Origin of the sequence: Candidatus Chryseobacterium colombiense, from assembly GCA_029203185.1 — a bacterium.
GTDB lineage: Bacteria > Bacteroidota > Bacteroidia > Flavobacteriales > Weeksellaceae > Chryseobacterium > Chryseobacterium colombiense.
Genome location: CP119310.1, coordinates 1,132,354 through 1,156,945, shown reverse-complemented (window position 1 = coordinate 1,156,945; position 24,592 = coordinate 1,132,354). Strand labels below are relative to the sequence as shown.

At 34.0% G+C, this 24,592-nt stretch carries 24 protein-coding genes and 1 riboswitch; of the genes, 17 read left to right on the top strand and 7 right to left on the bottom strand.

The features are described 5' to 3' along the window. Positions 1-4 precede the first annotated feature (4 nt). Both P0Y62_05075 and P0Y62_05070 read left to right on the top strand, forming a co-directional pair. On the top strand, positions 5-1,066 hold the full coding sequence (locus P0Y62_05075) for an efflux RND transporter periplasmic adaptor subunit (GenBank protein WEK70928.1): 1,062 nt from the start codon (positions 5-7) through the stop codon (positions 1,064-1,066). A 7-nt stretch (positions 1,067-1,073) separates the two neighbouring features. Next, a complete protein-coding gene (locus tag P0Y62_05070) occupies positions 1,074-4,265 on the top strand; it encodes an efflux RND transporter permease subunit (GenBank protein ID WEK70927.1) in 3,192 nt (1,063 codons plus the stop codon). A gap of 569 nt (positions 4,266-4,834) precedes the next feature. Here P0Y62_05070 and P0Y62_05065 read toward each other — a convergent pair. Next, positions 4,835-5,431, bottom strand: a complete 597-nt coding sequence (locus P0Y62_05065) for a hypothetical protein (protein WEK70926.1) — start codon at positions 5,429-5,431, stop codon at positions 4,835-4,837. 155 nt (positions 5,432-5,586) lie between these two features. On the opposite strand from P0Y62_05065, the gene P0Y62_05060 reads away from it, so the two are divergent. Continuing rightward, a complete protein-coding gene (locus P0Y62_05060) occupies positions 5,587-6,459 on the top strand; it encodes an AraC family transcriptional regulator (GenBank protein ID WEK70925.1) in 873 nt (290 codons plus the stop codon). Positions 6,460-6,585: 126 nt separating this feature from the next. Then, the gene (locus tag P0Y62_05055) at positions 6,586-7,386 is read left to right on the top strand and encodes a Cof-type HAD-IIB family hydrolase (protein WEK70924.1); all 801 of its coding nucleotides are present in this window, start codon (positions 6,586-6,588) and stop codon (positions 7,384-7,386) included. Between the two features lie 80 nt (positions 7,387-7,466). Here the strand turns inward: P0Y62_05055 and P0Y62_05050 are convergent, their stop codons facing one another. The 3 genes from P0Y62_05050 to metE form a co-directional block, all read right to left on the bottom strand. Continuing rightward, a complete protein-coding gene (locus P0Y62_05050; protein ID WEK70923.1) occupies positions 7,467-7,913 on the bottom strand; it encodes a KTSC domain-containing protein in 447 nt (148 codons plus the stop codon). A gap of 80 nt (positions 7,914-7,993) precedes the next feature. Continuing rightward, a complete protein-coding gene (locus tag P0Y62_05045; GenBank protein ID WEK70922.1) occupies positions 7,994-8,911 on the bottom strand; it encodes a hypothetical protein in 918 nt (305 codons plus the stop codon). A 133-nt stretch (positions 8,912-9,044) separates the two neighbouring features. Then, positions 9,045-11,363 carry a 5-methyltetrahydropteroyltriglutamate--homocysteine S-methyltransferase gene (gene metE, locus P0Y62_05040; protein ID WEK70921.1) on the bottom strand — a complete coding sequence of 773 codons (2,319 nt, stop codon included), beginning with the start codon at positions 11,361-11,363 and terminating at the stop codon, positions 9,045-9,047. A gap of 394 nt (positions 11,364-11,757) precedes the next feature. Beyond that, a riboswitch (cobalamin riboswitch) is annotated at positions 11,758-11,944 on the bottom strand. A gap of 154 nt (positions 11,945-12,098) precedes the next feature. Between metE and P0Y62_05035 the strand changes: the two genes are divergently transcribed. After that, on the top strand, positions 12,099-12,560 hold the full coding sequence (locus tag P0Y62_05035; GenBank protein ID WEK70920.1) for an Lrp/AsnC family transcriptional regulator: 462 nt from the start codon (positions 12,099-12,101) through the stop codon (positions 12,558-12,560). 17 nt (positions 12,561-12,577) lie between these two features. On the opposite strand, the gene P0Y62_05030 is transcribed toward P0Y62_05035, so the two are convergent. The 3 genes from P0Y62_05030 to P0Y62_05020 form a co-directional block, all read right to left on the bottom strand. Next, positions 12,578-13,210: a suppressor of fused domain protein gene (locus tag P0Y62_05030; GenBank protein ID WEK70919.1), complete on the bottom strand. Its 633-nt coding sequence runs from the start codon at positions 13,208-13,210 to the stop codon at positions 12,578-12,580. A gap of 104 nt (positions 13,211-13,314) precedes the next feature. After that, positions 13,315-13,575, bottom strand: a complete 261-nt coding sequence (locus P0Y62_05025; GenBank protein ID WEK70918.1) for a hypothetical protein — start codon at positions 13,573-13,575, stop codon at positions 13,315-13,317. Continuing rightward, positions 13,576-13,956 (bottom strand): VOC family protein, encoded by a 381-nt coding sequence (locus tag P0Y62_05020; protein ID WEK70917.1) that lies wholly within the window; start codon positions 13,954-13,956, stop codon positions 13,576-13,578. 219 nt (positions 13,957-14,175) lie between these two features. On the opposite strand from P0Y62_05020, the gene udk reads away from it, so the two are divergent. The 12 genes from udk to P0Y62_04960 all read left to right on the top strand — a co-directional run bounded on the left by udk (position 14,176) and on the right by P0Y62_04960 (position 24,583). Further along, a complete protein-coding gene (gene udk / locus P0Y62_05015) occupies positions 14,176-14,790 on the top strand; it encodes a uridine kinase (GenBank protein WEK70916.1) in 615 nt (204 codons plus the stop codon). A 1-nt stretch (position 14,791) separates the two neighbouring features. Beyond that, positions 14,792-15,145 carry a septum formation initiator family protein gene (locus P0Y62_05010; GenBank protein WEK70915.1) on the top strand — a complete coding sequence of 118 codons (354 nt, stop codon included), beginning with the start codon at positions 14,792-14,794 and terminating at the stop codon, positions 15,143-15,145. 153 nt (positions 15,146-15,298) lie between these two features. Continuing rightward, positions 15,299-16,450, top strand: coding sequence for a methylmalonyl-CoA mutase family protein (locus P0Y62_05005; protein WEK70914.1), 1,152 nt, complete (start codon positions 15,299-15,301; stop codon positions 16,448-16,450). Further along, on the top strand, positions 16,450-16,890 hold the full coding sequence (locus P0Y62_05000) for a DinB family protein (protein ID WEK70913.1): 441 nt from the start codon (positions 16,450-16,452) through the stop codon (positions 16,888-16,890). Before P0Y62_05005 ends, P0Y62_05000 begins: the two co-directional genes overlap by 1 nt. A 28-nt stretch (positions 16,891-16,918) precedes the next feature. Then, the gene (locus tag P0Y62_04995; GenBank protein ID WEK70912.1) at positions 16,919-18,067 is read left to right on the top strand and encodes a class I SAM-dependent methyltransferase; all 1,149 of its coding nucleotides are present in this window, start codon (positions 16,919-16,921) and stop codon (positions 18,065-18,067) included. A gap of 138 nt (positions 18,068-18,205) precedes the next feature. Continuing rightward, the gene (locus P0Y62_04990) at positions 18,206-18,475 is read left to right on the top strand and encodes a hypothetical protein (GenBank protein WEK70911.1); all 270 of its coding nucleotides are present in this window, start codon (positions 18,206-18,208) and stop codon (positions 18,473-18,475) included. A 167-nt stretch (positions 18,476-18,642) separates the two neighbouring features. Next, positions 18,643-20,022, top strand: a complete 1,380-nt coding sequence (locus P0Y62_04985) for a dipeptidase (GenBank protein ID WEK70910.1) — start codon at positions 18,643-18,645, stop codon at positions 20,020-20,022. 129 nt (positions 20,023-20,151) lie between these two features. Further along, complete coding sequence (locus P0Y62_04980) at positions 20,152-21,153, top strand: T9SS type A sorting domain-containing protein (protein WEK70909.1); 1,002 nt, start codon at positions 20,152-20,154, stop codon at positions 21,151-21,153. A 75-nt stretch (positions 21,154-21,228) separates the two neighbouring features. Further along, positions 21,229-21,936: an SDR family oxidoreductase gene (locus P0Y62_04975; GenBank protein ID WEK70908.1), complete on the top strand. Its 708-nt coding sequence runs from the start codon at positions 21,229-21,231 to the stop codon at positions 21,934-21,936. A 151-nt stretch (positions 21,937-22,087) separates the two neighbouring features. Then, the gene (locus P0Y62_04970; protein WEK70907.1) at positions 22,088-22,834 is read left to right on the top strand and encodes an electron transfer flavoprotein subunit beta/FixA family protein; all 747 of its coding nucleotides are present in this window, start codon (positions 22,088-22,090) and stop codon (positions 22,832-22,834) included. Positions 22,835-22,876: 42 nt separating this feature from the next. Further along, positions 22,877-23,824, top strand: coding sequence for an electron transfer flavoprotein subunit alpha/FixB family protein (locus P0Y62_04965; protein WEK70906.1), 948 nt, complete (start codon positions 22,877-22,879; stop codon positions 23,822-23,824). Between the two features lie 159 nt (positions 23,825-23,983). Further along, positions 23,984-24,583, top strand: coding sequence for a bifunctional nuclease family protein (locus P0Y62_04960; GenBank protein WEK70905.1), 600 nt, complete (start codon positions 23,984-23,986; stop codon positions 24,581-24,583). The last annotated feature ends 9 nt before the right edge of the window (positions 24,584-24,592 follow it).

The window sequence follows — 24,592 nt, the reverse complement described above, 5'->3', positions numbered from 1 at the left end:
GAAAATGAAAAAAACTTTAATATATATCATCGTCGCGGCGGTATTAGTAGGTTTGGCGGCATATAAAATTGTCAGCAATAAAGAAAAGCAGACGCAGGAAGTAAAAGAGGTAGCTAAGCAGGTTGATAAAATCAATGTGAATGTAATCACTGTAACAAGAGAGAATATTGATACGGATTATTCTGCTAACGGAACTTTCATTCCTAAGCAGGAAATGAATCAGTCCTCAGAAATTTCAGGACGTATTGTAAGTGTTTTGGTGAAAGAAGGATCAAGAGTTTCGGCGGGGCAAACTTTAGCAACCATTAAAAGAGATGCGATTGAAGTAGATGTTACGCAGGCTCAGAACAATTTACAAAATGCTATTATCGATAACCAACGTTATGAAAACGCATATAAAACAGGTGGTGTTACAAAACAACAGCTTGATAATTCAAGATTACAGCTGAAAAATGCCCAGGCAGCTGTAAAAGCTCAAAGTGTTAAAGTAAACGATACTAACATAAGAGCAGGAATCAGCGGTACAATCAACAAAAAAATGGTGGAGCCGGGAACGGTTGTGTCTCCTGGAACTTCTATGTTTGAAATTGTAAATATTAATTCGCTTAAACTTTCTGTATTGGTAGACGAAAGCCAGGTAGGAAAAATTGGATTGGGGCAAGAAGTTGCTATTAATGTTAATGTTTTACCTGGGGAATCTTTCAGCGGAAGAATTACTTTCATCGCTCCTAAAAGTGATGCCTCTTTAAATTTTCCTGTTGAAATTGAAGTTCAAAACAGAGGAAATCTTAAAGCGGGGATGTATGCAACAGCTATATTTAAAACAAATCATGGTGCAGAAACTCAGAATATGCTAACGGTTCCTGCAGAAGCTTTTGTAAACGGAGTGAGTTCAGGGCAGCTATTTATTGTGAATAATGGGGTAGCTAAATTAATCAAGGTTCAGACCGGAAAAGTATATGGAGATAAGGTTCAGGTCCTAAGTGGATTAAATGGAGGTGAACAGGTGGTTACCAGTGGGCAAATCAACCTGGATAACGGTTCAAAAATCAATATCGTAAAGTAAGCAGAAGATGAAGTTAGCAGAAATATCCATCAAAAGGCCATCGCTGGTTATCGTGTTATTTACGATACTTACGCTGGGTGGTTTATTAAGTTACTCCATGATGGGGTACGAATTGATTCCGAAGTTCGAAACCAATATGGTAACCATTTCTACGGTATATCCGGGAGCCTCTCCGAGTGAGGTGGAAACATCGGTAACCAGAAAGATTGAAGATGCCGTTGGTTCTTTGGAAAACGTGAAAAAAGTAGAGTCTTCATCTTACGAAAGTTTATCGGTAATCATGGTTCAGCTAAATCCGGGTGCCGATGTAAACTATGCTCTGAATGATGCCCAGAGAAAGGTAAATGCTATTTTGGCAGACCTTCCTGATGATGCAGATGCTCCGTCATTACAGAAATTTTCATTGGATGATCTACCAATCATGACATTGAGTATATCTAGTAGTAAGCTTAATAATAAGGATCTTTACGATCTTTTAGATAAAAAAATTGAGCCGGTATTTTCCCGTGTAAACGGAGTTGCTCAGGTTACTCTTGTTGGTGGACAAGAAAGAGAGATTCAGGTAAATCTGGATGAAAAGAAAATGCAGGGATACGGTATTGCTATTGCAGATGTGCAGCAGGCTATCCTTTCTTCAAACTTAGATTTCCCGACAGGAGCTTTAAAGACCAGAACTTCAAGATCTACGATCAGACTTTCCGGAAAGTATAAAAATGTTCAGGAAATGAATAACCTTGTAGTTTCCAATAAAAATGGAGCTCAGGTTCGTTTGTCTGATGTTGCTACGGTTTTCGATACCCAGAAAGATGTAGAAAAAGTGGCAAGATACAACCAGAACTCAACGATCTTACTTCAGGTTAAAAAACAATCAGATGCGAATGCTGTATCCGTTTCAGAATTAGTAAAGAAAACAATTGCTCAGGTTCAGGATAATTATAAAGCTCAGGATATTAAAGTAAATATTGTAGATGATACAACAGACTTTACTCTTGCAGCAGCAGATCACGTAATTTTCGATTTATTCCTGGCAATTATCTTGGTGGCGGTAGTAATGTTATTATTCCTTCACAACATCAGAAACGCATTTATCGTAATGGTTTCGATCCCTATGTCATTGATTGCTACCGTAATCGGAATGTATCTGATGGGATATACCTTAAACCTGATGAGTTTATTAGGACTATCCCTTGTAGTAGGTATTCTTGTGGATGACGCGATCGTAGTATTGGAAAACGTTTACCGTCACATGGAAATGGGAAAAAGCAGAATTCGTGCTGCGTACGATGGTGCTTCGGAAATTGGATTTACCGTAACGGCAATTACCATGGTAATCGTGGTGGTATTCTTACCGATTGCGATGAGCTCCGGTTTGGTGTCTAATATTCTGGCGCAGTTTTGTGTAACGGTGGTTATTGCTACTTTATTTTCATTGTTGGCATCATTTACGATTATTCCTTGGTTGTCATCAAGATTTGGAAAATTGGTTCATTTGTCAGGTAAAAATCCTTTTGAGAAATTCATCCTTTGGTTTGAAAAGCAATTGGAAAAATTCACACACTGGATTACCGGAATTTTGGAGTGGGCTTTAAAAACAACTTTAAGAAGAGTAATGACAGTTGTACTGACTTTTGTACTTCTTATCGTTACAACAATGGGATTAATGGGAGGCGGATTTATCGGAGGTGAATTCTTCCCTAAAATGGACAGAGGGCAGTTCCTTGTTCAGATGGAATTACCAAAAGATGCTTCAGTAGAAAAAACCAATCAGGTAACACTGGCAGTTGAAAAATACCTTAGAAAAGATAAAGATGTTGTAGATATGATTACAACAGTTGGTCAGCAGTCATCAGGTTTTGGTGGTGCTCAGGCAACTTTGTATCAGTCAGAAATTCAGGTGATCCTGGTAGATAAATCTTTGCGTAATGAAAGTACGGATATCAAGTCTGCGAGAATCAAAAGAGCGTTAGAAGAGAAATTTACCGGAGTTGAATTTAAAACAGCACCAATCGGATTAATGGGAGCAGATAATGCACCGATTGAACTTGTAGTAACCGCTCAGGATAATGAAACGGCCAATAAAGAAGCGAACAGAATTCTTGAATTGCTTAAAAAAGTTCCTGGTTCTGTAGATGCCGAATTGTCAACCGACTCTGGAAATCCGGAAGTTCAGGTGAATATCGACAGGGATAAAATGGCTTCTCTAGGTTTAAACCTTTCCAGTGTAGGACAAACGATGCAGACTGCATTCAGTGGAAATACAGACGGGAAATTCAGAGCCGGAGAATATGAATATGATATCAATATCCGTTTTGGTAATGCGAACAGACAATCCATTGATGATGTTAGAAACCTGATGTTTACAAATCCTCAGGGAGAACAAATCAGATTGAGCCAGTTTGCAGACGTGAAGATGGGTTCAGGGCCAAGTTTGTTGGAACGTAGAGATAAAGCACCTTCTGTAAAAGTTAAGTCTAAAGTAGTAGGTCGTCCTGTAGGAGACGTTGCCAACGAATGGGCTGCTATGTTCATGAACAATGAAAAAACAAAACCTGCCGGTGTAAGTTATATCTGGAGTGGTGATATGGAAAACCAGACTGAAGGTTTCGGTACGTTGGGAATTGCTTTAATGGCTGCTATCGTATTGGTTTATCTGGTAATGGTTTCTTTATATGACTCATTTGTATATCCGTTTGTGGTACTGTTCTCAATTCCTTTGGCATTGATCGGGGTAATGGTTATTTTGGCCATCACCGGAAACTCACTGAATATCTTTACGATGTTGGGGATGATCATGTTGATTGGTTTGGTAGCGAAGAATGCGATTATGATTGTTGACTTTGCCAATATGAGAAAAGCAGCAGGAGCCAATACACACGACGCTTTGATTCAGGCTAACCATGCACGTCTTCGTCCGATTTTGATGACGACGATTGCGATGATCTTCGGAATGATCCCGATTGCGATTGCAAAAGGAGCAGGAGCGGAGATGAACAACGGATTGGCTTGGGTAATCATCGGTGGTTTGACATCGTCATTATTCCTTACCTTGATTATCGTACCGGTAGTTTACTCTTTATTTGATTCTGTATTAAGAAGAATGGGTAAACATGAAAAAGTAGACTATGAAGCTGAAATGAAAGCTGATTATGAGCACAGAGAACTAAGTGAGGACGGGTTTACCGCAAAACACGTAGACTAAAATATAACAACCTTTAATTAACTTAAAACCGTATCAGAAATGATATGGTTTTTTATTTTTGGTAATAAATGCTTTTTAAATATATAGAATGTCATTCCGACGAAGGAGGAATCCCAAAGTACAGTTTGTTAATGTTTTTTAAAAGCAAGAGTATTTACAAACAATTTTAAATTTACAATCACAATGCATCCGCAATGTCATTCCGGCAAAGGAGGAATCCCAAAGTCAAAGTAGATATGTTGTTTACAAGAAAGAGTCTTGATAAATTTTGAATGTACAATCTCAATGCATCCACAATGTCATTCCAACAAAGGAGGAATCTCAAAGCAAAGTCTGTTAATATTATTTGAAAGCAAAGTCCTGATATAATTTTGAGTGTAGATACCATTATACGAATTATCCACGATGTCATTCCGACGAAGGAGGAATCTCCAAATAGTATGTTAATGTTATTGAAAAAGAGAATAAAAATATAATAGCTTAAATATAAGTAAAGAAAAAAGCCAGATTTACTGAAAAATCTGACTTTAAAATTAAACTATATAAAAAATATTTATCAGAAGTATTTTTTACTTCAGACTGATTGTCTTATTAAAAACCTTTCCACTTTCTTCCACGCTGATAATGTAGTTGTCCGCAGTTTTCGGGTTTAAATCGAAAGTAATTTCCAGTTTACCATCAATTGCCGGTTTCGTAGCATTATAATATATAGTACCGGAGAAATCAGATACGGAAATCTTTGCGGTATTTTTTAAACCGGATAAAAGTAATTTTACTTTATTACCATTCACAAGAAATTCCGGTTTCATGATTTCAGCGACAGGCTTTTTATCAATGATCACTTTTTTGTCGGAACTTACTCTTATTTTATATTTTTCTATTTTTCTATCAGATTCTAACAGTAAAAAATAAACTCCCGAATCCAGATCTTTAAAATTATAAGACTTGGTTACGTTATTATCCGAGTCTAAATCTTCAGAAAACAATTCGCCGTAAGTATCGTTGTAAATAACGACAGATACATTTTTTGCATTGGATACTTCAAATTGTACAGTTTCTGCTTCTGTTTTTCCAAATGAAAGTGAAAAGTCTCTGTCTTTACTCATCATACTTGCTGAAATAGATAAAAAACCTATTAATAAAGCTGATCTAAATACTTTTTTCATACTATTTATTTTTTCATTTGTTAATACTGCAAATTTAGATGCGCTACCAATACTATTCTACCATACAATTTTCATATTTATGTACTATTTTAACCTTTAAATTAATTATTTAAATATTATTTGTTAATTTTGTGTATGAAATTATTTCAACCGATATGAAACATTCTCATCCCGCCTTCGAAGCCGTAAAACCTAATATAGGAAGCAGTTTTACGAGTTTAAAGTTTCAGAAAAATGAAAACATTAAATCACATGTTTGGCATTATCATCCTGAAATTGAGCTCATTTTTGTATGTGGAGGCTCAGGAAAAAGACAAATAGGAAGTAATATATCCTATTTTTCGGATGGAGATCTGGTTTTAATGGGAACAAATCTTCCGCACTGTGGAATGACGAATGAAAATACTAATAATGATTATGAAATGGTCATTCAGTTTAAGCCCGATTTTTTAGGAGAAGAGATTTGGACTTTGCCCGAGATGCAGAAAATTACGGTTCTGCTGGAAAAAGCAAAAGCAGGCATTGTATTCTCAGAAAAGATAAAAAAAGAGATCGGATTGAAAATTGTGGAAATGCATGAATCTTCAGCTTTGGACAAGCTGGTGAAGTTTCTTAAAATCCTGGAAGAACTGGCTTCAACCCATGAATACAGAATTCTGAACGCCGGAAAATATTATCTTCAGACACAGGTGGAAGACAATGAAAGAATCAATCATATTTTCAACTTTGTAAAAGATCATTTTAAAGAACAGATTAGCTTGGAACAGATTTCTGATCTAGCGAACATGAAAGTTCCTTCTTTTTGCCGCTATTTTAAAAAGATAACCAATAAAACCTTCACACAGTTTGTGAATGAATACAGGATTACCCATTCATTAAAACTCCTCGCGGAACAGCCTTTAAGCATTACTGAAGTCTGTTTTGAATCCGGTTTTAATAACTTCAGCTACTTTAATAAAACATTTAAAGAGTACACAGGAAAAAGTCCTTCACAATACAGAAAAGAATTTAATTATCTTATTGATTAAGGATTTCATATTAAAAAAAATTAAAATTAAACCGTTTAATGATAATAAAGACTGAACTTCTCTTTAAGATTTTAAAGTCTATATTTGTATAAGGTTTGAGAAATAAGAAGAAGAAAAAAGAATTTTATGAAGGATATAAAGCTGATTGTAACCGATATGGACGGGACATTTTTGAATTCAAAATATGAAGTAAGTCCGGATTTTCCAGCGGTATATGAAGAACTGAAAAAACGGGATATTCTTTTCGTTCCTGCAAGCGGGAGACAGATGTCGGGAATTACCAAATATTTTGGAGAAATCCAGAATGAAATAGGTTTTATCGCTGAAAACGGAGGATATATCGTATATAAAAATGAAGAGATTTTTGCGGATAAGCTTAGTCAAAATTCAATTGCTGATATTATTCGGACAGTTAGAGAAATTCCTGGCGCAAGAGCGGTTTTAAGTGCAAAAGAAAGTTCTTATTATGAGAGCAGTGATCATACTTTTGTAGATTATTTTTCCAAATACTATACTCAAAATCAGAAAAAAGAAGATCTTACACAGGAAGTGAACGATTCGGTTTTCAAAATTGCAGTTTATCATCCGGTAAGTGCTGAAGAATTTTTATACCCAGCTTTGAAAAAGTTTGAAGATGAAGATTTAGTAGTGGTAGTTTCGGGGAAAAACTGGTTGGATATTATGAACAAGCATACCAATAAAGGAAATGCTATTGAAAAATTGCAGAAGTCTTTGAATATCCTTCCGGAGCAGACGATGGCTTTCGGTGATTACCTAAACGATATTGAAATGCTTAAAAATGCCCGTTATTCCTATGCCATGGAAAACGCTCACCCTTCGGTAAAAGAAGTGGCAAAATTTGAAGCCTGTTCCAATGACCGTTTTGGAGTGTTGGAAACCATAAAAACCTATCTGAACGGAATGTAAACGTTCAAAAAACGATAAATAAAAACCGTATCTCATTGAACATACGGTTTTTTTATTTTATACAGTTGATTGTTTCAGAATTAATCCTGCATCACTTCGCCAGCTTTTCTGAACACAAAATTTCCATAAATATGTCTTCTTGCAAAACGGCTTGGTGAATCCGAATTGATCATCTTAATGTAGGTGTTTTTCGGAACGCCCATATATTCGTAAGAAACTCCATTCAGGTGAAGGACAGTAAGAATCGATTTCTCAAGATAAAAATCCTGAATATTGAATTTGGTAATCGTTTCTGTATATTCTTCTTTATATTTCTCCTGCGTTTCCGGATTGATACTTACTAAAAAATGGTAAGCTTCAATTACAGATTTGCTTTTTTCCTCTGCTTTCAGTTGTCCAGCTTCATCATTGATAAACTTATCAGGATGCGTATCTTTCATCGCATTTCTGTAAATGGTTTTCAGCTCTTTTAAAGTTACATTCTGATCAACTCCTAAAAGTTTTCTGTGCTCGCCAATTTTTTTCATATTTTCTATCCCTTATTTTCGGGGTGCAAAATTAAGAAAATTTATTTAGAAAAACGTAAGTTTTTGATTATTAATTTGTTTTAATCGTATATATACAAACTTGTTAATTCTATTTGGTTATCAACAGATATGATTTCTACTTTTTTTAATAAATTTTCCCTACTGTATGAGAATCTTATTTTCATATTACCTATGATTCCTGTATAATCAGGTTGGGATATTTCAATTAAGTTATTTTGATTGTCATATTTAAAACTTACTTTTCCAATGCTTCTACATATTTCTGAAATTTTAAAATCATAATCAGGCCATATTCTTATATAATCGTAATCATTTTTATTATGATATTCACGATATTCATCCCAAACTAAACGGTTTTTATCATATGACGTTATTTTTATAGGGGTGTTTTCTAAGTAATAATAGTAATAAATATTTTGACTTTTCTTAAATTTTTCAGGAATAGTTGTTTTTATTAATCTTCCCGATTTATCATATTCAAAATACTTTTTCAAATCAGTTGTCCATTTAGCTTTAGTTTCAAAATCTTCTTCATCTATTAAATCTCCTGCAGAACTTCTTTTATATTTCGTTTTAAACCCTTTTTCAAATTTTTTTGAAGTGATGCTGATCAGTTGCTTTTTACTATTATATCTGAAAGTGCTAAAATATTTATTTATAGAGTTAGGATATGTAGTTTCTGTTTTATACAATAAACTATCAATATAGAATGAGTTTGTAATATAGTTTTCAATTCCTGTTAGCTTTGAAAATTTATAATTATTAGTTGATTCAAAAATTTTACGTCCTTTATCATCAAATTTTACTGTTCTTGTTAGTTTAATATTTGTACTGTCATTATCCAAATATTGATAAACTTTATAATTTTTAATTGATTTATTATATTTATTAAAATCATATCCATCATCAAAAATAAAATCTTGTGAATATGATAGAATTGAAAATAATAGCGTTAGTGTGATAAAAAACTGATTCATGTAAAATTTGGTAAATTAATTTTTATCGAATTTATGAAAACAGTTTTATTATTAATAATAATTTGCTAAAGGTTGATAACAAAAAAGCAGAAGTCTAAACTTCTGCCCTTCAAATCAAAATCAATGTATAAATTTATAAAGTCTTTTCTTTCAAAAAGTTTTCACTTGCTTCCCTCGAAGCCTCCACCATCGCAATCAACGCCTTTTTTGTTTCATCCCAATGACGGGTTTTCAAACCGCAATCAGGATTTACCCAAAGCTGCCGTGCAGGAATAACGGCTTGAGCTTTTTTCAACAATTCCACCATTTCCTCTTTAGACGGAACTCTTGGGGAGTGAATATCATAAACTCCCGGTCCGATCTCATTCGGATATTTGAAATCTGCAAAGGCATTTAATAATTCCATCTGGCTTCTGGAGCATTCAATCGTAATCACATCGGCATCCATATCGGCTATATTTTGAATGATGTCATTAAATTCAGAATAACACATATGCGTATGAATTTGGGTAGCATCTTCCACACCGCTTGCCGAAATTCTAAAAGCTTCAACTGCCCATTGCAGATAACTCTGCCAGTCGGATTTTCTTAATGGAAGACCTTCACGAATTGCCGGTTCATCAATCTGGATAATCCTGATTCCTGTTTTTTCCAGGTCATTTACCTCATCACGAATCGCTAAGGCGATCTGTTTGCAGGTTAGTGAACGTGGCTGATCGTCACGTACAAAAGACCATTGAAGAATCGTTACAGGTCCCGTCAACATTCCTTTTACCCATTTTTTTGTTAAGGATTGAGCGTATTCCGACCAATATACCGTCATTGGGTTCGGTCTGTAAACATCTCCGAAAATAACCGGAGGTTTCACACAACGGCTTCCGTAGCTTTGGACCCAACCATTTTGAGTAAAAGCAAATCCGGCTAATTGTTCCCCGAAATATTCCACCATGTCGTTTCGCTCAAATTCTCCGTGCACAAGAACGTCAATCCCAATTTCTTCCTGCCAACGGATCGTTCTTTCGGTTTCCTGTTTTAGCAAAGTATCATATTGTTCAGCATTCAATTCCCCTTTCTTGAATTTCGAACGCCAGTTTCTCACCTCTTTTGTTTGGGGAAACGAACCGATAGTAGTTGTTGGGAACAAAGGAAGTTGTAATACGTCTTGCTGAGTTTCTTTTCTTATCGTAAATGGTGAATTTCTCTGTGCATCCTCTTTCGTTGTTACCTCGACACGGGTTTTCACATTCTGATTGTGGATTAATGCAGATGTTTTACGGTTTTCAATGGCTTTTTTATTTTCAGCCAAAATTTGAAGTGTATTGTAATCTGGGTTTTCTGAGGCTAATTCCTTTAAATTGACAACCTCATAGACTTTCTGTTTGGCAAAAGCCATCCATTGTTTGATCTCAGGAGACAAGACTTCTTCATTTTGCTCAGCATCCAAGTCGAAAGGAGAGTGTAATAAAGAACATGATGGTGCGATATAAATCCTTTCCGAGCCGATTTTCTGAACCGCTTTTTTAATCAACTGTAATGAATGCTGGAAATCGTTTTTCCAGATGTTTCTTCCGTCTACAATACCCAAAGAAAGGTTTAGAGTATTGGGAATGGTATTTAAAACTTCATCCAATTGTTCAGGAGAACGAACCAAATCAATATGTAAAACATCGACAGGTAGGGAAGTAACTAATGGAAGATTGTCTTTTAACCCTTCAAAATAAGTGGTAACAATGAATTTTAGGTTGGGGAATTGTTTTCTGATTTCAGCATAAATAAACTGATAAGTTTCCTTTGCTTTTTCAGTTAAATCTAAAGCTAAGAATGGCTCATCAAACTGAATATATTCCGCCCCGTGATTTTCAAGCTCCTTTACAATCTGAATATAAACAGGTAATAAGTTTTGCGCTAAATCCAATTTATCAAAACCTTCTTCTTTCTCTTTTCCTAACAACAAATATGTCAGCAAACCGATAATTACAGGTTTTGCATTGATTCCGGACTGTTTAGCGCGGATGAATTCTTTGGTGATTTTATTGGAAAATAATTTAAATTTCTGGTTTTTCTGAAATTCAGGAACAATGTAATGGTAATTGGTATCGAACCATTTCGTCATTTCCATGGCGGTAATATCCAAACCGTCTTTCTGGAAACCTCTTGCCATTGCAAAGTACAGATCCAGTTCAGGCTTTTTTAATGCAATTTCCTGATAACGTTCAGGAATGGCTCCAACCGTTAAAGTCATATCCAAAACCTGATCGTAATATGAAAAATCATTACAGGGAATAAGGTCAATTCCTGCTTCTTGCTGAAGTTTCCAATTACTTTGAGTAATGGTTTCCCCGACTTTTAATAGATCATTTAATTCAATTTTGCCTGTCCAATATTGCTCGCAGGCTTTTTTGAGTTCTCTGTTGCTACCAATACGCGGATAGCCAAGAAGGTGTGTTTGCATTTCTTACAACTTTTAAATTAAACAATGATTTTAAAAGTTCTTCAGATGCTTCATAATGCTCTTGTGGGAAAAAGTTTTGTGGAATTGATAAGATATAGTGAAGACGTATTTTTTTAGATAATAATTGTATGTTTTTTATTTATTTGACGCAAAGTTTAATTAAACTTTCTTGATAATTAAGTGAGCAAAGAGTAATCAATTTCATTGATTGTAAGAAGCGGACGTTTTATCCATACGCTTCATCAGCGACGAAGTCGCAATTCTTTGCTCCTTAAAAAATAATAAGTTATAATAAAAAACTTTGCGTTTCAAAATTTAAAATCAATTCAAATTCAAAACTCAAATACATTTCCAAAATATCATCTGTCTAACCAAAAACTCCAAACCGCGAGAGCATTGTCAATTCGGAATAGGCAGGTCTCCTGACTTGTAACAGTTGTTGTCATCCTTCCCGTTTGCACAGTGGATATACGCGGACAAAAACCTTTGGCGTGTTACTTACAGTTGCGCGACAGTTCGTGATTCTCACACGATTCCCTAATTAATTTACCTTAAGTAAAACCTTTTCCGTTTGATGAAGTATGTTAAAGAACAAAATAGGATTCAAAAATAATAATTAAAGCATATTAATTTGTTTAAATGATTAAAATAAGAATTTTGTTTTAGTTTATTTTATTTTAAAAGATTATTATTCTGTAAATTTGAAAATTAAAATCAAAAAAAGAATATTATTCTGTGGAAAGACTGGATGAAAAGGATCTTCAGCTGCTGAGAATCCTTCAAAAAAATGCAAAACTAACGGTAAAAGAGTTGGCGAAAGAAGTTAACCTATCCGCTTCTCCTGTTTTTGAACGGATGAAGAGACTGGAGCAGGAAGGGTATATTAAACATTATGCTGCCGTTCTGGAAGCTGAAAAACTGAACCGTGGTTTTACCGTTTTTTGTCAGGTAAAATTAAAAATACATGACCGTTCTGTCGGAAATCAATTTGTTGAAGATATTGTACAGATTGATGAAGTCGCGGAATGCTATAATATCTCCGGGGATTTTGATTTTCTGCTGAAAGTGCAGGTAAGAGATATGAAGCACTATCAGGATTTTGTTTTTAATAAATTAGGCTCTGTAGATTCTATCGGGAGCACACATAGTACTTTTGTGATGGCGGAAGTAAAGAATATTCATGGGGTAAATATTTGATATAGTGTAAAGAGAAATTATATTTTGATTTTTTTTCTTTTCACATTATAAATGTCAAAATCCGGATGAAACCAAAATTCTTTTAAACCTATTTGATTGTAAACTTCGATTTCTTCAGAATAAATTGGGTGAAGACCTGCAATATTGATTTTGTAATCTGTTCCAATATTGATATCTAAGTAATCTTCTTTTTTATCTAAAGTGCAGGGGGAAAATATTAAGAAAGCATCCATTTCAGAATCTTCACTTATTTGTTCGCCAAAATTGATTGTTTCTCCATAACAAAATGCTGATTTTCCTCTAAGTTGATTGGCAATAAAGCCGGATACAATCCCCCAATCTAAATTTTCAGACTCGACAGAAATGCATAATTCTGCTCTTCCTAATTTCCAATCAGGATGTTTTACAAGTGATAATCCATAAGTAATTGCTGTTATAAAACCTTTTTCGGGAATATCTCTGTAAACAATTGAAGTCACACCTTTAATGCCTTCAATTAGACTGTCATTATTATAAAATTCAGGTTCTTGTTGAAAGATGTTATCTAAATGCTCAAGATATTTTTCAATTGGTGTCATATAGTTTTTGTATTTATATAAATGCCGCTCCTGTTGCCCAATCAAGTTGATTGATAATATTATAAATTTCATTAGGACATTTTTCACATACAGTCATAAGTCTGAAATTTTTTTCTTTGATTAAAGTATCGAATGTTTTAAGTTTTATATTACAAACGGTACAATTTCCCTCTTCACTAATAATATTTGATAACTTCTAGTTTATCAATTTCTTTATTTAAATCATTTACTAGTTTAGAAATAGAAGATAAATTTTCTTTAAAATGGATTTCTGAAAATTCCTGCAATAGTAAGGCTTCAATTTTCATATCCTGAAAAGTAATTTTTCGTTGTTCAAACGTTTCTAAAATATATTTCTGACAAAATCTCTTGATTCTATCTGTAAATGCACCAGCTTGAAAGATAAATTCAGAATTAGGATGGTTTATATCTATCATTTATAAATAATTACTTACTTCAATCAAATTCAAATCCGGATCTCTGAAATATACTGATTTTATTTTTCCCAATGCTCCCGTTCTGTCAACAATTCCTTCTGTGATTTCAATGTTTTTCTGCTGTAATTCTTCTAGAACATCATCAATATCTGTTTTGGAAATGAAACATAAATCTGCTGAACCAGGAGTAGGGTGATCTGCTTTAGGTTCAAACTCTTTTCCTTTTTGGTGAAGATTGATTTTTTGATTTCCGAAAGTGAGCGCTTTTCTGTTATCTCCAAAAGTAACGACTTCAAAACCTAAAATCTGAGTATAAAACTCTATCGATTTTTCAATATCAGCAACCGTTAATACAAGATGATCTATATTTTTGATTTCCATAATTTTTTAACTAAAAGCAATCAAATTTCGGAAGAAATTTTAAATTGACGAAATATTTTGGGTATTGTTTATCAGCTAAAAGACTCTTTATTTTTTAATGAAATATAACAGAATAAATATTACCCTACAGATAGCACAGAATGAAAAGCATCTTCATTTATTTTATTTGCATTCATCTAAAATAGTATATTTGTAAAAACTATAAAGAAACAAAAAAGAATGCTTGTAATAGGAATTGCAGGAGGTACAGGATCCGGCAAAACTACGGTTGTTGATAAGATCATTCAGCAGCTTGACATCGAAGGAATGAATATCCTTTCACAGGACAATTACTATCATGATAATCATAATCTTACATTAGCGGAAAGAGAAGCTTTAAATTATGATCATCCCAAATCCATCGATTTTGATCTGTTGATAAAACATGTGAAGGCTTTAAAAAACAATGAACCGATCGAACAGCCGATCTATAGTTTTGTAACCCATGGAAGAACCGGAGATCATGTAACTGTAGAACCTAAAAATGTATTGGTTGTAGAAGGAATTTTGGTACTTACCAACAAAGAACTACTGAAAGAGTTTGATTTAAAAGTATTCGTTCATGCAGATTCCGATGAAAGACTGATCAGGAGGATCAGGAGGGATACTCAGGAAAGAGGAAGAGATCTGAATGAAGTACTGCACCGTTATCAGACCACTTTGAAGCCGATGCATCAGGAATTTATTGAGCCTTCAAAAAATGAAGCAGATTTAATTATCCCGAATATGAAGCAAAATTCCGTAGCGATTGATTTTTTAACTACTGTTATTAAAAATTCGTTGAGAAAACATTAAAATGAAAGAAAACAAACTTATTAAAGACATTCAGCCAAAATCTGAGACATTTAAGCTTATTCAAAAATATGTTTTGAATAAATATACCCTTACCATTTGTCTGTTTCTGGTTTGGATGATTTTCTTTGATAAAACTTCGTTCTTGGTGATTAATGAACTGAATGGGGAAATCAGCAAGTACGAAGATCAGCTTCAATATTATAAAACCGAATATGAAAAAAATGATGCGTTTTATAAAAAATTGATGAATAATAAATCTGAAAAAGAAAAATACGCAAGAGAAAATTATTTTATGAAAAAACCGAATGAAGAGATCTTTATTTTGGTGGTCGATAGCACAAAGGCGAAAAAATAATTTAAAAAGTGAATTGTGAATGATTAATTCGCTTTGCTTGTCAATTTTTTTAATCTAAAAATCTAATAAAAAGAATGTGAGAAAGTTGTCAATTCATAATTTACTTGTGAAATAAAATTGACGATTGACAATTCACAAAATAATCCATAACCAATGTCAAATACAGCCTGGGAAAATCTAGTAAAGAAACAACTTAAAACAGAAGATATTTATTCTATTCTTACCAAAGAAAATCTGGAAGGAATCCAAGTGAAACCTTTCTATGATTCGGTACAGAAACCTTTGGTAAACCTGCCAAAAATAGAGGAAAGTACACATTTGGTGGCAAGATATCACGAAAGTCTGGAAGAAGATGTTTTTGCATTTATTTTAGATCAAAATGTAGAAAATCTGGAACAGAAAACAATTTTTGTTAATAATGTTGATTTGGCAGGACATATCAGTCCAAAAGAAGAAGATCAGTATTTTTCTTTAATTGATGTATTTGATGAAAAAGAATCAGTAATCAATGATCAGCTGGTAAAAGAGTTGTTGGCAAAAGAATTTAAAAGAAATATCTGTGTAGATATATCTCTTCATCAAAATGCCGGAGCAGCTATATATCAGCAACTGGGTATTGCTTTGGGCAAAACAAAAGAATTGGTTGAAATATACGGAGCTGAAATCCTAAATAAACTGATTTTCAGAATTGCTATCGGAGGAAATTATTTCTTTGAAATGGCAAAATTGAGAGCTTTTAAAATGGTTTTCAATCAATTATCAAAGGAATATGGGTTAGATGAAATTCCGTACATTTTTGCGGAGACTTCACTGAGAAATAAAGCGGTTTCGGATAATGAAAATAACCTGATCCGTTCGACGTTGGAACTGGCTTCCGCAATGATTGGAGGAGCTGATGCGGTTTTCAGTAATAATTATCTGGTTGACCGAAGCACTGAAAATTCAGAAGAAATTTCTTTCAAACAACAGATTGTTTTGGCTTACGAAAGTATTATCAATGTATTTGAAGATGCTTCCAATGGAAGTTACTACGTGGAAGATGTTACACAGCAAATCGCTGAAAAATCTTGGGCTTTATTCATAGAAATTGAAGAAGCGGGCGGTTATTTAGAACTTTTAAAGCAAGGCATTATTCAAAAGAAAATCTACGATCACGCTTTTGAAGAACAAAGATGGATAGAAGAAGGAAAAATAAAATTGATTGGAGTCAACTTATATCCAAAATTAGACGTTAAAAAATCTATTGACGAATTATATAATCAACGCGAAATAAAAGCTGTTCGTTGGGCTGAAATGTTTGAGTAATGAAAGAAAAACTAATTGATTTATTTGAATATACCTACCATTTTAATAGAGAAATGATAAAAGTGATTGCTGAAAATCTTGAAAAAACAGATGAAAAGACAGTCAGCTTAATCAATCATACTTTAAATGCTCAACAAATCTGGAACTCAAGAGTTTTAAATGAAAAACCATTTGAAGTTTGGCAGGTTAATCCTTTTGAAAATTTAAATGAAATCAACCGACAGAATTTTGAAAAAAGTATGAGAATTGTTGAAGATTCTAATTTAGACAAAGCAATAACATATCAAAATTCAAGAGGAGCAACATTTGAGAATACTATTTTTGAAATGCTTTTTCAGGCGATCAATCATTCTACATATCATAGAGGGCAAATAAATGCTCAATTAAAACAAAAAGGAATAGAGCCTGTATTAACGGATTATATTTTTTATAAAAGATAAACCCTAAATATTTAATCCGGAAGAATCTGTGAGTAAAGAAATTCTAAAAGAAGAGGTTCAAAAATATATCAATGCAAATCTAAATACGGATTTGCATTCCTTATTATTGAAAAAATCTCCGTTTTCTGATGTTTCTATGCAGGAAATCGTTCAGCAGATCAAAGGAAAGCAGGTCGCAAGGAAAAAGTTTCCGTTCTTATTGAAAGAAGGAATTGTTTTTCCGCCACAACTCAATTTAGAACAATCATCCTCAGAGAAAACAGCTCTTTATAAATCTGAAATTTTAAAAGGAAAAAAGTTTATTGATCTTACGAGCGGTTTTGGGATTGATGCTTATTATCTGTCTGCAAATTTTGATGAGGTTACTTTAGTAGAGCAAAATGCCGAACTTTTGGAAATAGTTAAGAACAATTGGACTGTTTTAGGGAAAAAAGCAAAATTTATCAATCGTAAACTGGAAGATTTCCTTAATGAAAATGAGGAAAGGTTTGATGTGATTTACTTAGACCCTGCACGAAGAGATAACAATAAAAACAAAGTGTTTTTGCTGGAGGATCTCTCACCAAATATTCTTGAAATTCAGGAAAAACTGCTTTCGATTGCTGATGAGATTGTTATCAAACTGTCTCCGCTTATCGATTTGAAATATCTTGTTTCTGTTTTACAAAATATTGCCAGAATTGATATTATTGCATTAAAAAATGATGTAAAAGAAGTGGTTGTTTTCTTATCGGGTAAAGCTTCCAGAGAGATTGTCTGTAATTGTGTAAATTTAGAAAGTGAAGAGCCTGCGGTTACATTTAAATTTGGGGAAGAAGAAGATGCTCACTCAGAATATGCTGAACCTGAAAAGTTTATCTATATTCCCAACAATTCAATTTTGAAGGCGGGAATATTTAATTTGATTTCGGAAAAATTTAAAGTAAAAAAGCTTCATCCGAACACACATCTTTATACTTCAGGTGAAAAAATAGAAGAATTTCCGGGAAGAATTTTAGAGACTGAAATTATTGATAATAAACATATTAAGAAGAAAAGCCAGTTTAATATTATTTCAAAAAACTATCCCTTAAAACCGGAAGAAATAAAGAAGAAATACAGTTTAAAAGACGGTGGTGAAAGTTATCTTATTTTTACACAATCCAAAAAAGGAAAAATAATAATAAAATCAGTATAAAAATGTTGCCGAAAAATGTAGGATTTCTTAATTTTGGGCAATCAAAAATTTAAGCATGAAATCGCTTGCTGTTAAAATAATTATCACCAGCTGAAATAACGCGATTTTGTACGTCCTTTAAAAAAATAAATTTTACATATGAAAAAATTAGTTATATGTTTAGCTCTTGCGACTGTTGCGGTAAGCTGTAAAAAAATTCAGGCTGGAGGAAATAAGAATACTTTGAAGCTTGAGGAAGGTGCTGAAAGATATTCAGATGATCCACAAGGTGAAGCTCACAGTCATCAAGCTGCTGCAACTCACACTGAAGCAACTGCAGAAAAACATGAGGCAGAAGCTCCAAAAACTGACAGTGCGGCTGTTCCTGCAAAACCGGCAGAAGCTCAGGCTCCTAAAGCTGAACACTAATTAGTAGTACAATATAAAGAAGGTCTCGCAAAAATGTGAGACTTTTTTTATGAAATAAAATTGATAAGGTTTTAACTTTCAGTAAATAACAAACCTGAGGAAAATTATATGTTTTTGTTTGTTCCTGCGGGGCAAATTTTTTACTTTTAACAAAATATTATTTTACAATGCAAGAGACATTAAATTACATCAACGAAAACAAACAACGTTTCGTAGATGAATTATTTGAGTTATTGAGAATTCCTTCTATTTCTGCAGATCCTGTGTATAAAGATGACGTTTTAAAATGTGCAGAGGTAGTGGCAACACACCTTAAAAATGCTGGAGCGGATAATGTAGAAGTTTGCCAGACAAAAGGATATCCTATTGTTTTTGGGGAAAAATTTTTAGATGAAAGTTTACCAACGGTTTTGGTGTATGGACATTACGATGTTCAGCCAGCTGATCCATTAGAATTATGGACAAAACCACCTTTTGAACCATATATTGAAAAAACTCCGCTTCATCCGGAAGGAGCTATTTTTGCAAGAGGTTCTGCAGATGATAAAGGACAGTTTTTCATGCATTTAAAAGCTTTTGAAGCCATGATGAAGACTAATACTTTGCCTTGTAATGTTAAATTTATTTTGGAAGGAGAAGAAGAGGTTGGTTCTGTAAGCTTAGGGGATTTCGTTAATGAAAATAAAGAGAAATTATCTTGCGGCTGTATCCTGATTTCGGATACTCATATTTATAGTAACGAACAGCCTACCGTTACAACAGGATTAAGAGGGCTAAGTTATGTAGAAGTAGAAATTGAAGGGCCAAACAGGGATTTGCATTCAGGACTATACGGAGGGGCGGTTCCAAACCCGATTCATGTGCTTTCAAGAATGATTGCTAAGTTGATTGATGAAGATGGTCGTATTACAATCGACGGGTTTTATGATAATGTAGAAACTGTTTCTGATGCCGACAGAGCAGATATGAATAAGTTGAAAGACAACCCTGAAGAATTCAAACAATCTATAGGATTAAATGGAGTAGAAGGTGAAAAAGGCTACACAACGCTTGAAAGAACATCTATCCGTCCAACTTTGGATTGTAATGGTATTTGGGGAGGCTATACAGGTGAAGGCGCCAAAACAGTTATTCCTTCTAAAGCTTCTGCAAAAATATCAATGCGTTTGGTTCCTTATCAGACTCCGGAAGAAATCACAGAAAAATTCACAAAATATTTTGAGAAAATTGCTCCTGATAATGTAAAAGTTAAAATTACACCCTATCACGGAGGAATGCCTTACGTATTGCCAACAGATACAAAAGAATTCTTAGCCGCAAAACAGGCAATGGAATCTTCATTCGGAAAAGAAGTTCTTCCATACAGAGGGGGCGGAAGTATTCCTATTACGGCCATGTTTGAGCAGGTTTTAGGCGCTAAATCTGTCTTGATGGGATTTGGGTTAGATTCTGACGCGATCCATTCTCCAAATGAACATTACGGACTTTTCAATTTTTATAAAGGAATTGAAAGTATCCCTTTGTTTTTTGAGAATTATGCGAAATGATAATTTTAAAATTAGATATTAAATCCTTAAGAAACTCTTAGGGATTTTTTATTTTAAGTAATAAAATGTTTTTTTATTTAAAATATTTTTGTTACTTTTAGCATATATTTAATTTAAAATGAAGATATTATGAGAAAAATTTTATTTTTGAGTACGCTATTTTCAGTATGTTTTACATTGTCTGCACAAACAATTGTTACTGAGAATTTCAATTCACTTACATTAGGTAATTTAGCCACAGATCTTACAGGTGCAACAGCTGGGCAAGGAGGCTATTATATTTATGGTGGTGCTGTTACAGACTATCAAATAGCTGCTATAGATGCGACCCACGGTAATTCTTTACGATTAACTAGTGGTAATAATTATAGCGCTACAGCAAATACCTATAACAGATTTGCATTTAAAAGTATAACTCCTGTTACACCAACTTCAGGTAATAATATCGTTAAAGGGTCCATTGATATTTATACGGGACCTGCTACTGGCGCTGGAAGAGTATCTGTAGATCTGTATGATGCAACGAGTGGTATTGTAGGAGTAGGATATGATTACGCAACTAAAAAAATTATAGGAAAAGGGAGGTTGACGCTAATTTCAACGGGAGTAAGTTCGTATTATTCTATTACTTTGACTCAAACGAATACTTATCCGGCAAATACCTGGGTTACGGTCTCTTTCACATATGATAAAACAACTGGCGCTTACTCATGGATTACTCCAGAGGGTACGTTTACTTTCTCAAATACTTCATACAGTTTAAGCCCTGGATTAGACCCTGTTGAATATGACTTTATTTCTTCAACATTGACAGGCAATACTGTCGCTAATATTGCAGGTGTTGATAACCTTAGTTTACAATATATAAGTAGTGCATCATTAGGTGTTCAAGATGTTAAAGTTATTAAAAATGTTGAAGTATCAGTATTTCCAAATCCAACTTCAGATATTTTAAATATCCAGACAGATTCTAAAATCAATGCAGTTTCTGTTGTAGATCTTACGGGAAGAAAGCTAGGTGTTAAATTAGAAGGAAATAGAGTGAATGTGCAAAATTTACCTTCTGGAACCTATTTAATAAATATTGAAACAAAAGATGGAGTTTCTACTGAGAAATTCATTAAAAAATAAGATGATAAATCTTACCTTGTGAAAAACGCTCCATTTGGGGCGTTTTTGTTATTTTTAAGAATTAAACTTATAAATATGATAGAAAATAAAGTAGTATATATTACAGGAGGAACGAAAGGAATAGGTTTCGGGATTGCAAAAATTTTGCTTGAAAATGGAGTTTCAGTAGCATTTTCAGGAAGAAAAAGAGATGATGTTGAAAAAGCGGAACAGGATTTAAAACAGATTTCCCAAAATGTTTTAGGAATTGTTTCCGATGTAAGAAGTCTTGAAAGTGAAAGTGAGGCTGTAAAATACATAAAAGAAAAATTCGGGAGACTGGATTTTGTGATTGCAAACGCAGGACTTGGAATTTTTAAACCTGTAGATGAACTTTCTGCCGAAGAATGGAATGAGATGATCGAAACGAATTTAACGGGAGTTTTTTACACTTTAAAAGCTTCTGTAGAAGAACTGAAAAAGACAGAAGGTTATTATATTACCATCTCAAGTTTGGCAGGAGCAAATTTCTTTGAAAATGGGACGGGATATAATGCTTCAAAATTTGGTGTTGTAGGATTTACACAGGCTGCAATGATTGATTTAAGAAAATACAATATTAAATCAACGGTAATTATGCCGGGTTCAGTTGCTACCCATTTCAATGGAAATACTCCTTCGGAAAAAGATGCCTGGAAGATTCAGCCGGAAGATATGGGGAATTTGGTATTGGATATTTTAAAAATGAATCCCAGAGTTTTGCCCAGTAAGATCGAATTTAGGGCATCTCAACCCGGTAAATAAATACATCTAATGCGCTGAATAGTAAAATAATAAGTATTATGCATGCATAATATATATTTTATTTATATTAGCAAAAATTAATTCAAACAAAATCTCAGTATAAAATTCCCTAATTTTTTATACAAAAAGAGAAACAATAAATATAGTACACATGAAAATATTAGTTTGTATTAGTAGTGTTCCGGATACTACTTCCAAAATTAACTTTACAGCAGACAAATCTGCTTTCGACAAAAATGGAATTCAGTGGGTAATTAATCCATTAGATGAATTTGCATTAACAAAAGCGGTTAAACTTCAGGAATCTCAAGGAGCTACTGTAACGGTAATCAACGTGGGGGATGCTGCTACAGAACCCGTTGTAAGGAAAGCTTTGGCAATCGGAGCAAACGATGCGGTAAGAGTAAACTTAGATCCGAAAGACAGCTATTCTACAGCAAAAGAAATTGCTGCTGTTGCCCAAAACGGAGGATATGATTTAATTCTTTGTGGTAAAGAATCAATCGACTATAATGGAGGTTCTGTTCCGGGAATGGTAGCTCAGTTACTAAACCAGCCTTTCGTAAACGCATCTGTAGGTCTTGATGTAAACGGAAGTGAGGCTACTGCAGTAAGAGAAATTGAAGGTGGTAAAGAAACTATTTCTGTAAAATTACCGGCTGTTATTGCTGGACAGAAGGGATTAGTGGATGAAAAAGATTTGATCATTCCTAACATGAGAGGAATTATGTCTGCAAGAACAAAACCTTTGCAGGTTGTTGAGCCTACTTCTTCTGAAGTGAAGGTGCAGGGAGTTTCTTATGACAGCGTTCCGCCAAGAGCTGCTGTGAAATTGGTTTCTCCGGATAATTTGGATGAATTGGTGAGATTACTTCACGAAGAAGCGAAAGTAATCTAATCTTTTAATCATTAAATCTTTTAATTTTTAAATTTAAACAAAATGGCAGTATTCGTATACGCAGAAAATATAAACGGAGTTTACAAAAAAGCGGCTTTTGAAGCTGTTGCTTATGCTAAAGCGATCGCAGATCAGGCTGGTGAAACAGTTACGGCGATCTCCGTAAACCCAACGGATTCTTCAGATTTATTATACAAATATGGAGCTTCAAATGTAATCAACATCAAAGACGAAGGTCTTAAAAATTTTTCAGCTAAAGCTTATGCACAGGCTGTAAGTGAAGTGGCAAACGGAAATATCATCGTTTTCCCTCATACCACAGATGCTTCTTCTATCGCTCCTATGCTGGCGATCATGAACGGACATTCTTTAATCACTAATGCAATTGCTGCTCCGGAAAGTCTTTCTCCATTTCAGGTGAAAAGAAGATCTTTCTCTGGAAAAGGGTTCATGCATGCAAAAGCTGAAGGGACAGGAGTTATCATTACAGTTTCCCAAAATGCTTTTGGTGTTAAAGAAAACGCTGTTTCAGGTTCTGAAGAAGTGAAAAATCTTTCAGTAGCTAATGAAGATACTAAAGTAATTTCTCATGAACAAAGCTCTGGAAAATTAGACTTAAAAGAAGCTGAAATCGTAGTTTCTGCGGGAAGAGGATTGAAAGGTCCTGAAAACTGGGGAATGATCGAAGAGTTGGCCAATGTTTTAGGAGCTGCTACAGCTTGTTCTAAGCCAGTTTCAGATATCGGATGGAGACCTCACACAGAACACGTGGGACAGACAGGTAAAGCAATTTCTCCAAATCTTTATATTGCAGTAGGGATCTCCGGAGCGATTCAGCATTTAGCTGGTGTTAACTCTTCTAAAACTATCGTAGTAATCAACAGTGATGCAGAAGCGCCGTTCTTCAAGTCAGCTGACTACGGTGTAGTAGGAGATGCTTTCCAGATTATTCCTGCTTTGACGGAGAAAATTAAAGCATTAAAAGGATAAAATTAAAAGTGAATTTTGCTTTATAAATTAAACTCATGAAGTATAAATAATTCACAAATTGTAAACCTTCAAAATACGAATAAAAGCTCGGCTTCCGAGCTTTTATTTTTGTCTAAAAAAGTGAAAACAACTATGAAAAATTAATCTATATTTGTAGTTATGGATTATAAACAGCTAATTATTCGCGGAATATCGTACAGCCAGACACAATCAGGAGCGTACGCATTATTATTGGAACATGAAGAAACACATATAAAATTACCTGTTGTTATAGGAAATTTCGAGGCACAATCCATTTCTCTTGGTCTGGAGAAAGATATTCATCCGCCCCGTCCTCTTACACATGATTTATTCACCAAATTTATTGTTTCTGCTAATTATGAACTGATTTCTGTGATCATTTATCAGATTGTAGATGGAGTTTTCTTCTCTAATATTAACTTTAAAAATAAAGCTACAGAAGAAGAATTGATCCTGGATGCAAGAACTTCTGATGCGGTCGCAATGGCAGTACGTTTTGATGCCCCTATTTTTACTACCCAGCAGGTTTTGAATGAAGCCGGAATTCTTCTCGAACTGGAAGAAGTGGCTAAAGAAGAGCAATCGTTTTCCGAAACAGTTTCTACGGAAGATAATTTAAAATCTGTTTCCATGGAAGAGCTTCAAAAATTGCTTGAAGAAGCAGTAAAAGAAGAAGATTATGATACAGCCTTAGAGATTCAGGAAGAAATCAAGAGGAGAAAAAAGAAAATTGATTAAAGAGATATT

Bases quoted from the DNA above. Each gene is read 5' to 3' on its own strand.
- P0Y62_05030 (WEK70919.1), bottom strand. From the start codon at position 13,210: ATGAAATTTATAATATTATCAATCAACTTGATTGGGCAACAGGAGCGG.
- P0Y62_05000 (WEK70913.1), top strand. From the start codon at position 16,450: ATGAAAGAAAAACTAATTGATTTATTTGAATATACCTACCATTTTAAT.
- metE (WEK70921.1), bottom strand. From the start codon at position 11,363: ATGCAAACACACCTTCTTGGCTATCCGCGTATTGGTAGCAACAGAGAA.
- P0Y62_04980 (WEK70909.1), top strand. From the start codon at position 20,152: ATGAGAAAAATTTTATTTTTGAGTACGCTATTTTCAGTATGTTTTACA.
- P0Y62_05075 (WEK70928.1), top strand. From the start codon at position 5: ATGAAAAAAACTTTAATATATATCATCGTCGCGGCGGTATTAGTAGGT.
- P0Y62_04970 (WEK70907.1), top strand. From the start codon at position 22,088: ATGAAAATATTAGTTTGTATTAGTAGTGTTCCGGATACTACTTCCAAA.
- P0Y62_05025 (WEK70918.1), bottom strand. From the start codon at position 13,575: ATGATAGATATAAACCATCCTAATTCTGAATTTATCTTTCAAGCTGGT.
- P0Y62_05065 (WEK70926.1), bottom strand. From the start codon at position 5,431: ATGAAAAAAGTATTTAGATCAGCTTTATTAATAGGTTTTTTATCTATT.
- udk (WEK70916.1), top strand. From the start codon at position 14,176: ATGCTTGTAATAGGAATTGCAGGAGGTACAGGATCCGGCAAAACTACG.
- P0Y62_05010 (WEK70915.1), top strand. From the start codon at position 14,792: ATGAAAGAAAACAAACTTATTAAAGACATTCAGCCAAAATCTGAGACA.
- P0Y62_05060 (WEK70925.1), top strand. From the start codon at position 5,587: ATGAAACATTCTCATCCCGCCTTCGAAGCCGTAAAACCTAATATAGGA.
- P0Y62_05045 (WEK70922.1), bottom strand. From the start codon at position 8,911: ATGAATCAGTTTTTTATCACACTAACGCTATTATTTTCAATTCTATCA.
- P0Y62_05020 (WEK70917.1), bottom strand. From the start codon at position 13,956: ATGGAAATCAAAAATATAGATCATCTTGTATTAACGGTTGCTGATATT.
- P0Y62_05070 (WEK70927.1), top strand. From the start codon at position 1,074: ATGAAGTTAGCAGAAATATCCATCAAAAGGCCATCGCTGGTTATCGTG.
- P0Y62_05005 (WEK70914.1), top strand. From the start codon at position 15,299: ATGTCAAATACAGCCTGGGAAAATCTAGTAAAGAAACAACTTAAAACA.
- P0Y62_05050 (WEK70923.1), bottom strand. From the start codon at position 7,913: ATGAAAAAAATTGGCGAGCACAGAAAACTTTTAGGAGTTGATCAGAAT.
- P0Y62_04990 (WEK70911.1), top strand. From the start codon at position 18,206: ATGAAAAAATTAGTTATATGTTTAGCTCTTGCGACTGTTGCGGTAAGC.
- P0Y62_04965 (WEK70906.1), top strand. From the start codon at position 22,877: ATGGCAGTATTCGTATACGCAGAAAATATAAACGGAGTTTACAAAAAA.
- P0Y62_04975 (WEK70908.1), top strand. From the start codon at position 21,229: ATGATAGAAAATAAAGTAGTATATATTACAGGAGGAACGAAAGGAATA.
- P0Y62_05055 (WEK70924.1), top strand. From the start codon at position 6,586: ATGAAGGATATAAAGCTGATTGTAACCGATATGGACGGGACATTTTTG.
- P0Y62_04985 (WEK70910.1), top strand. From the start codon at position 18,643: ATGCAAGAGACATTAAATTACATCAACGAAAACAAACAACGTTTCGTA.
- P0Y62_04960 (WEK70905.1), top strand. From the start codon at position 23,984: ATGGATTATAAACAGCTAATTATTCGCGGAATATCGTACAGCCAGACA.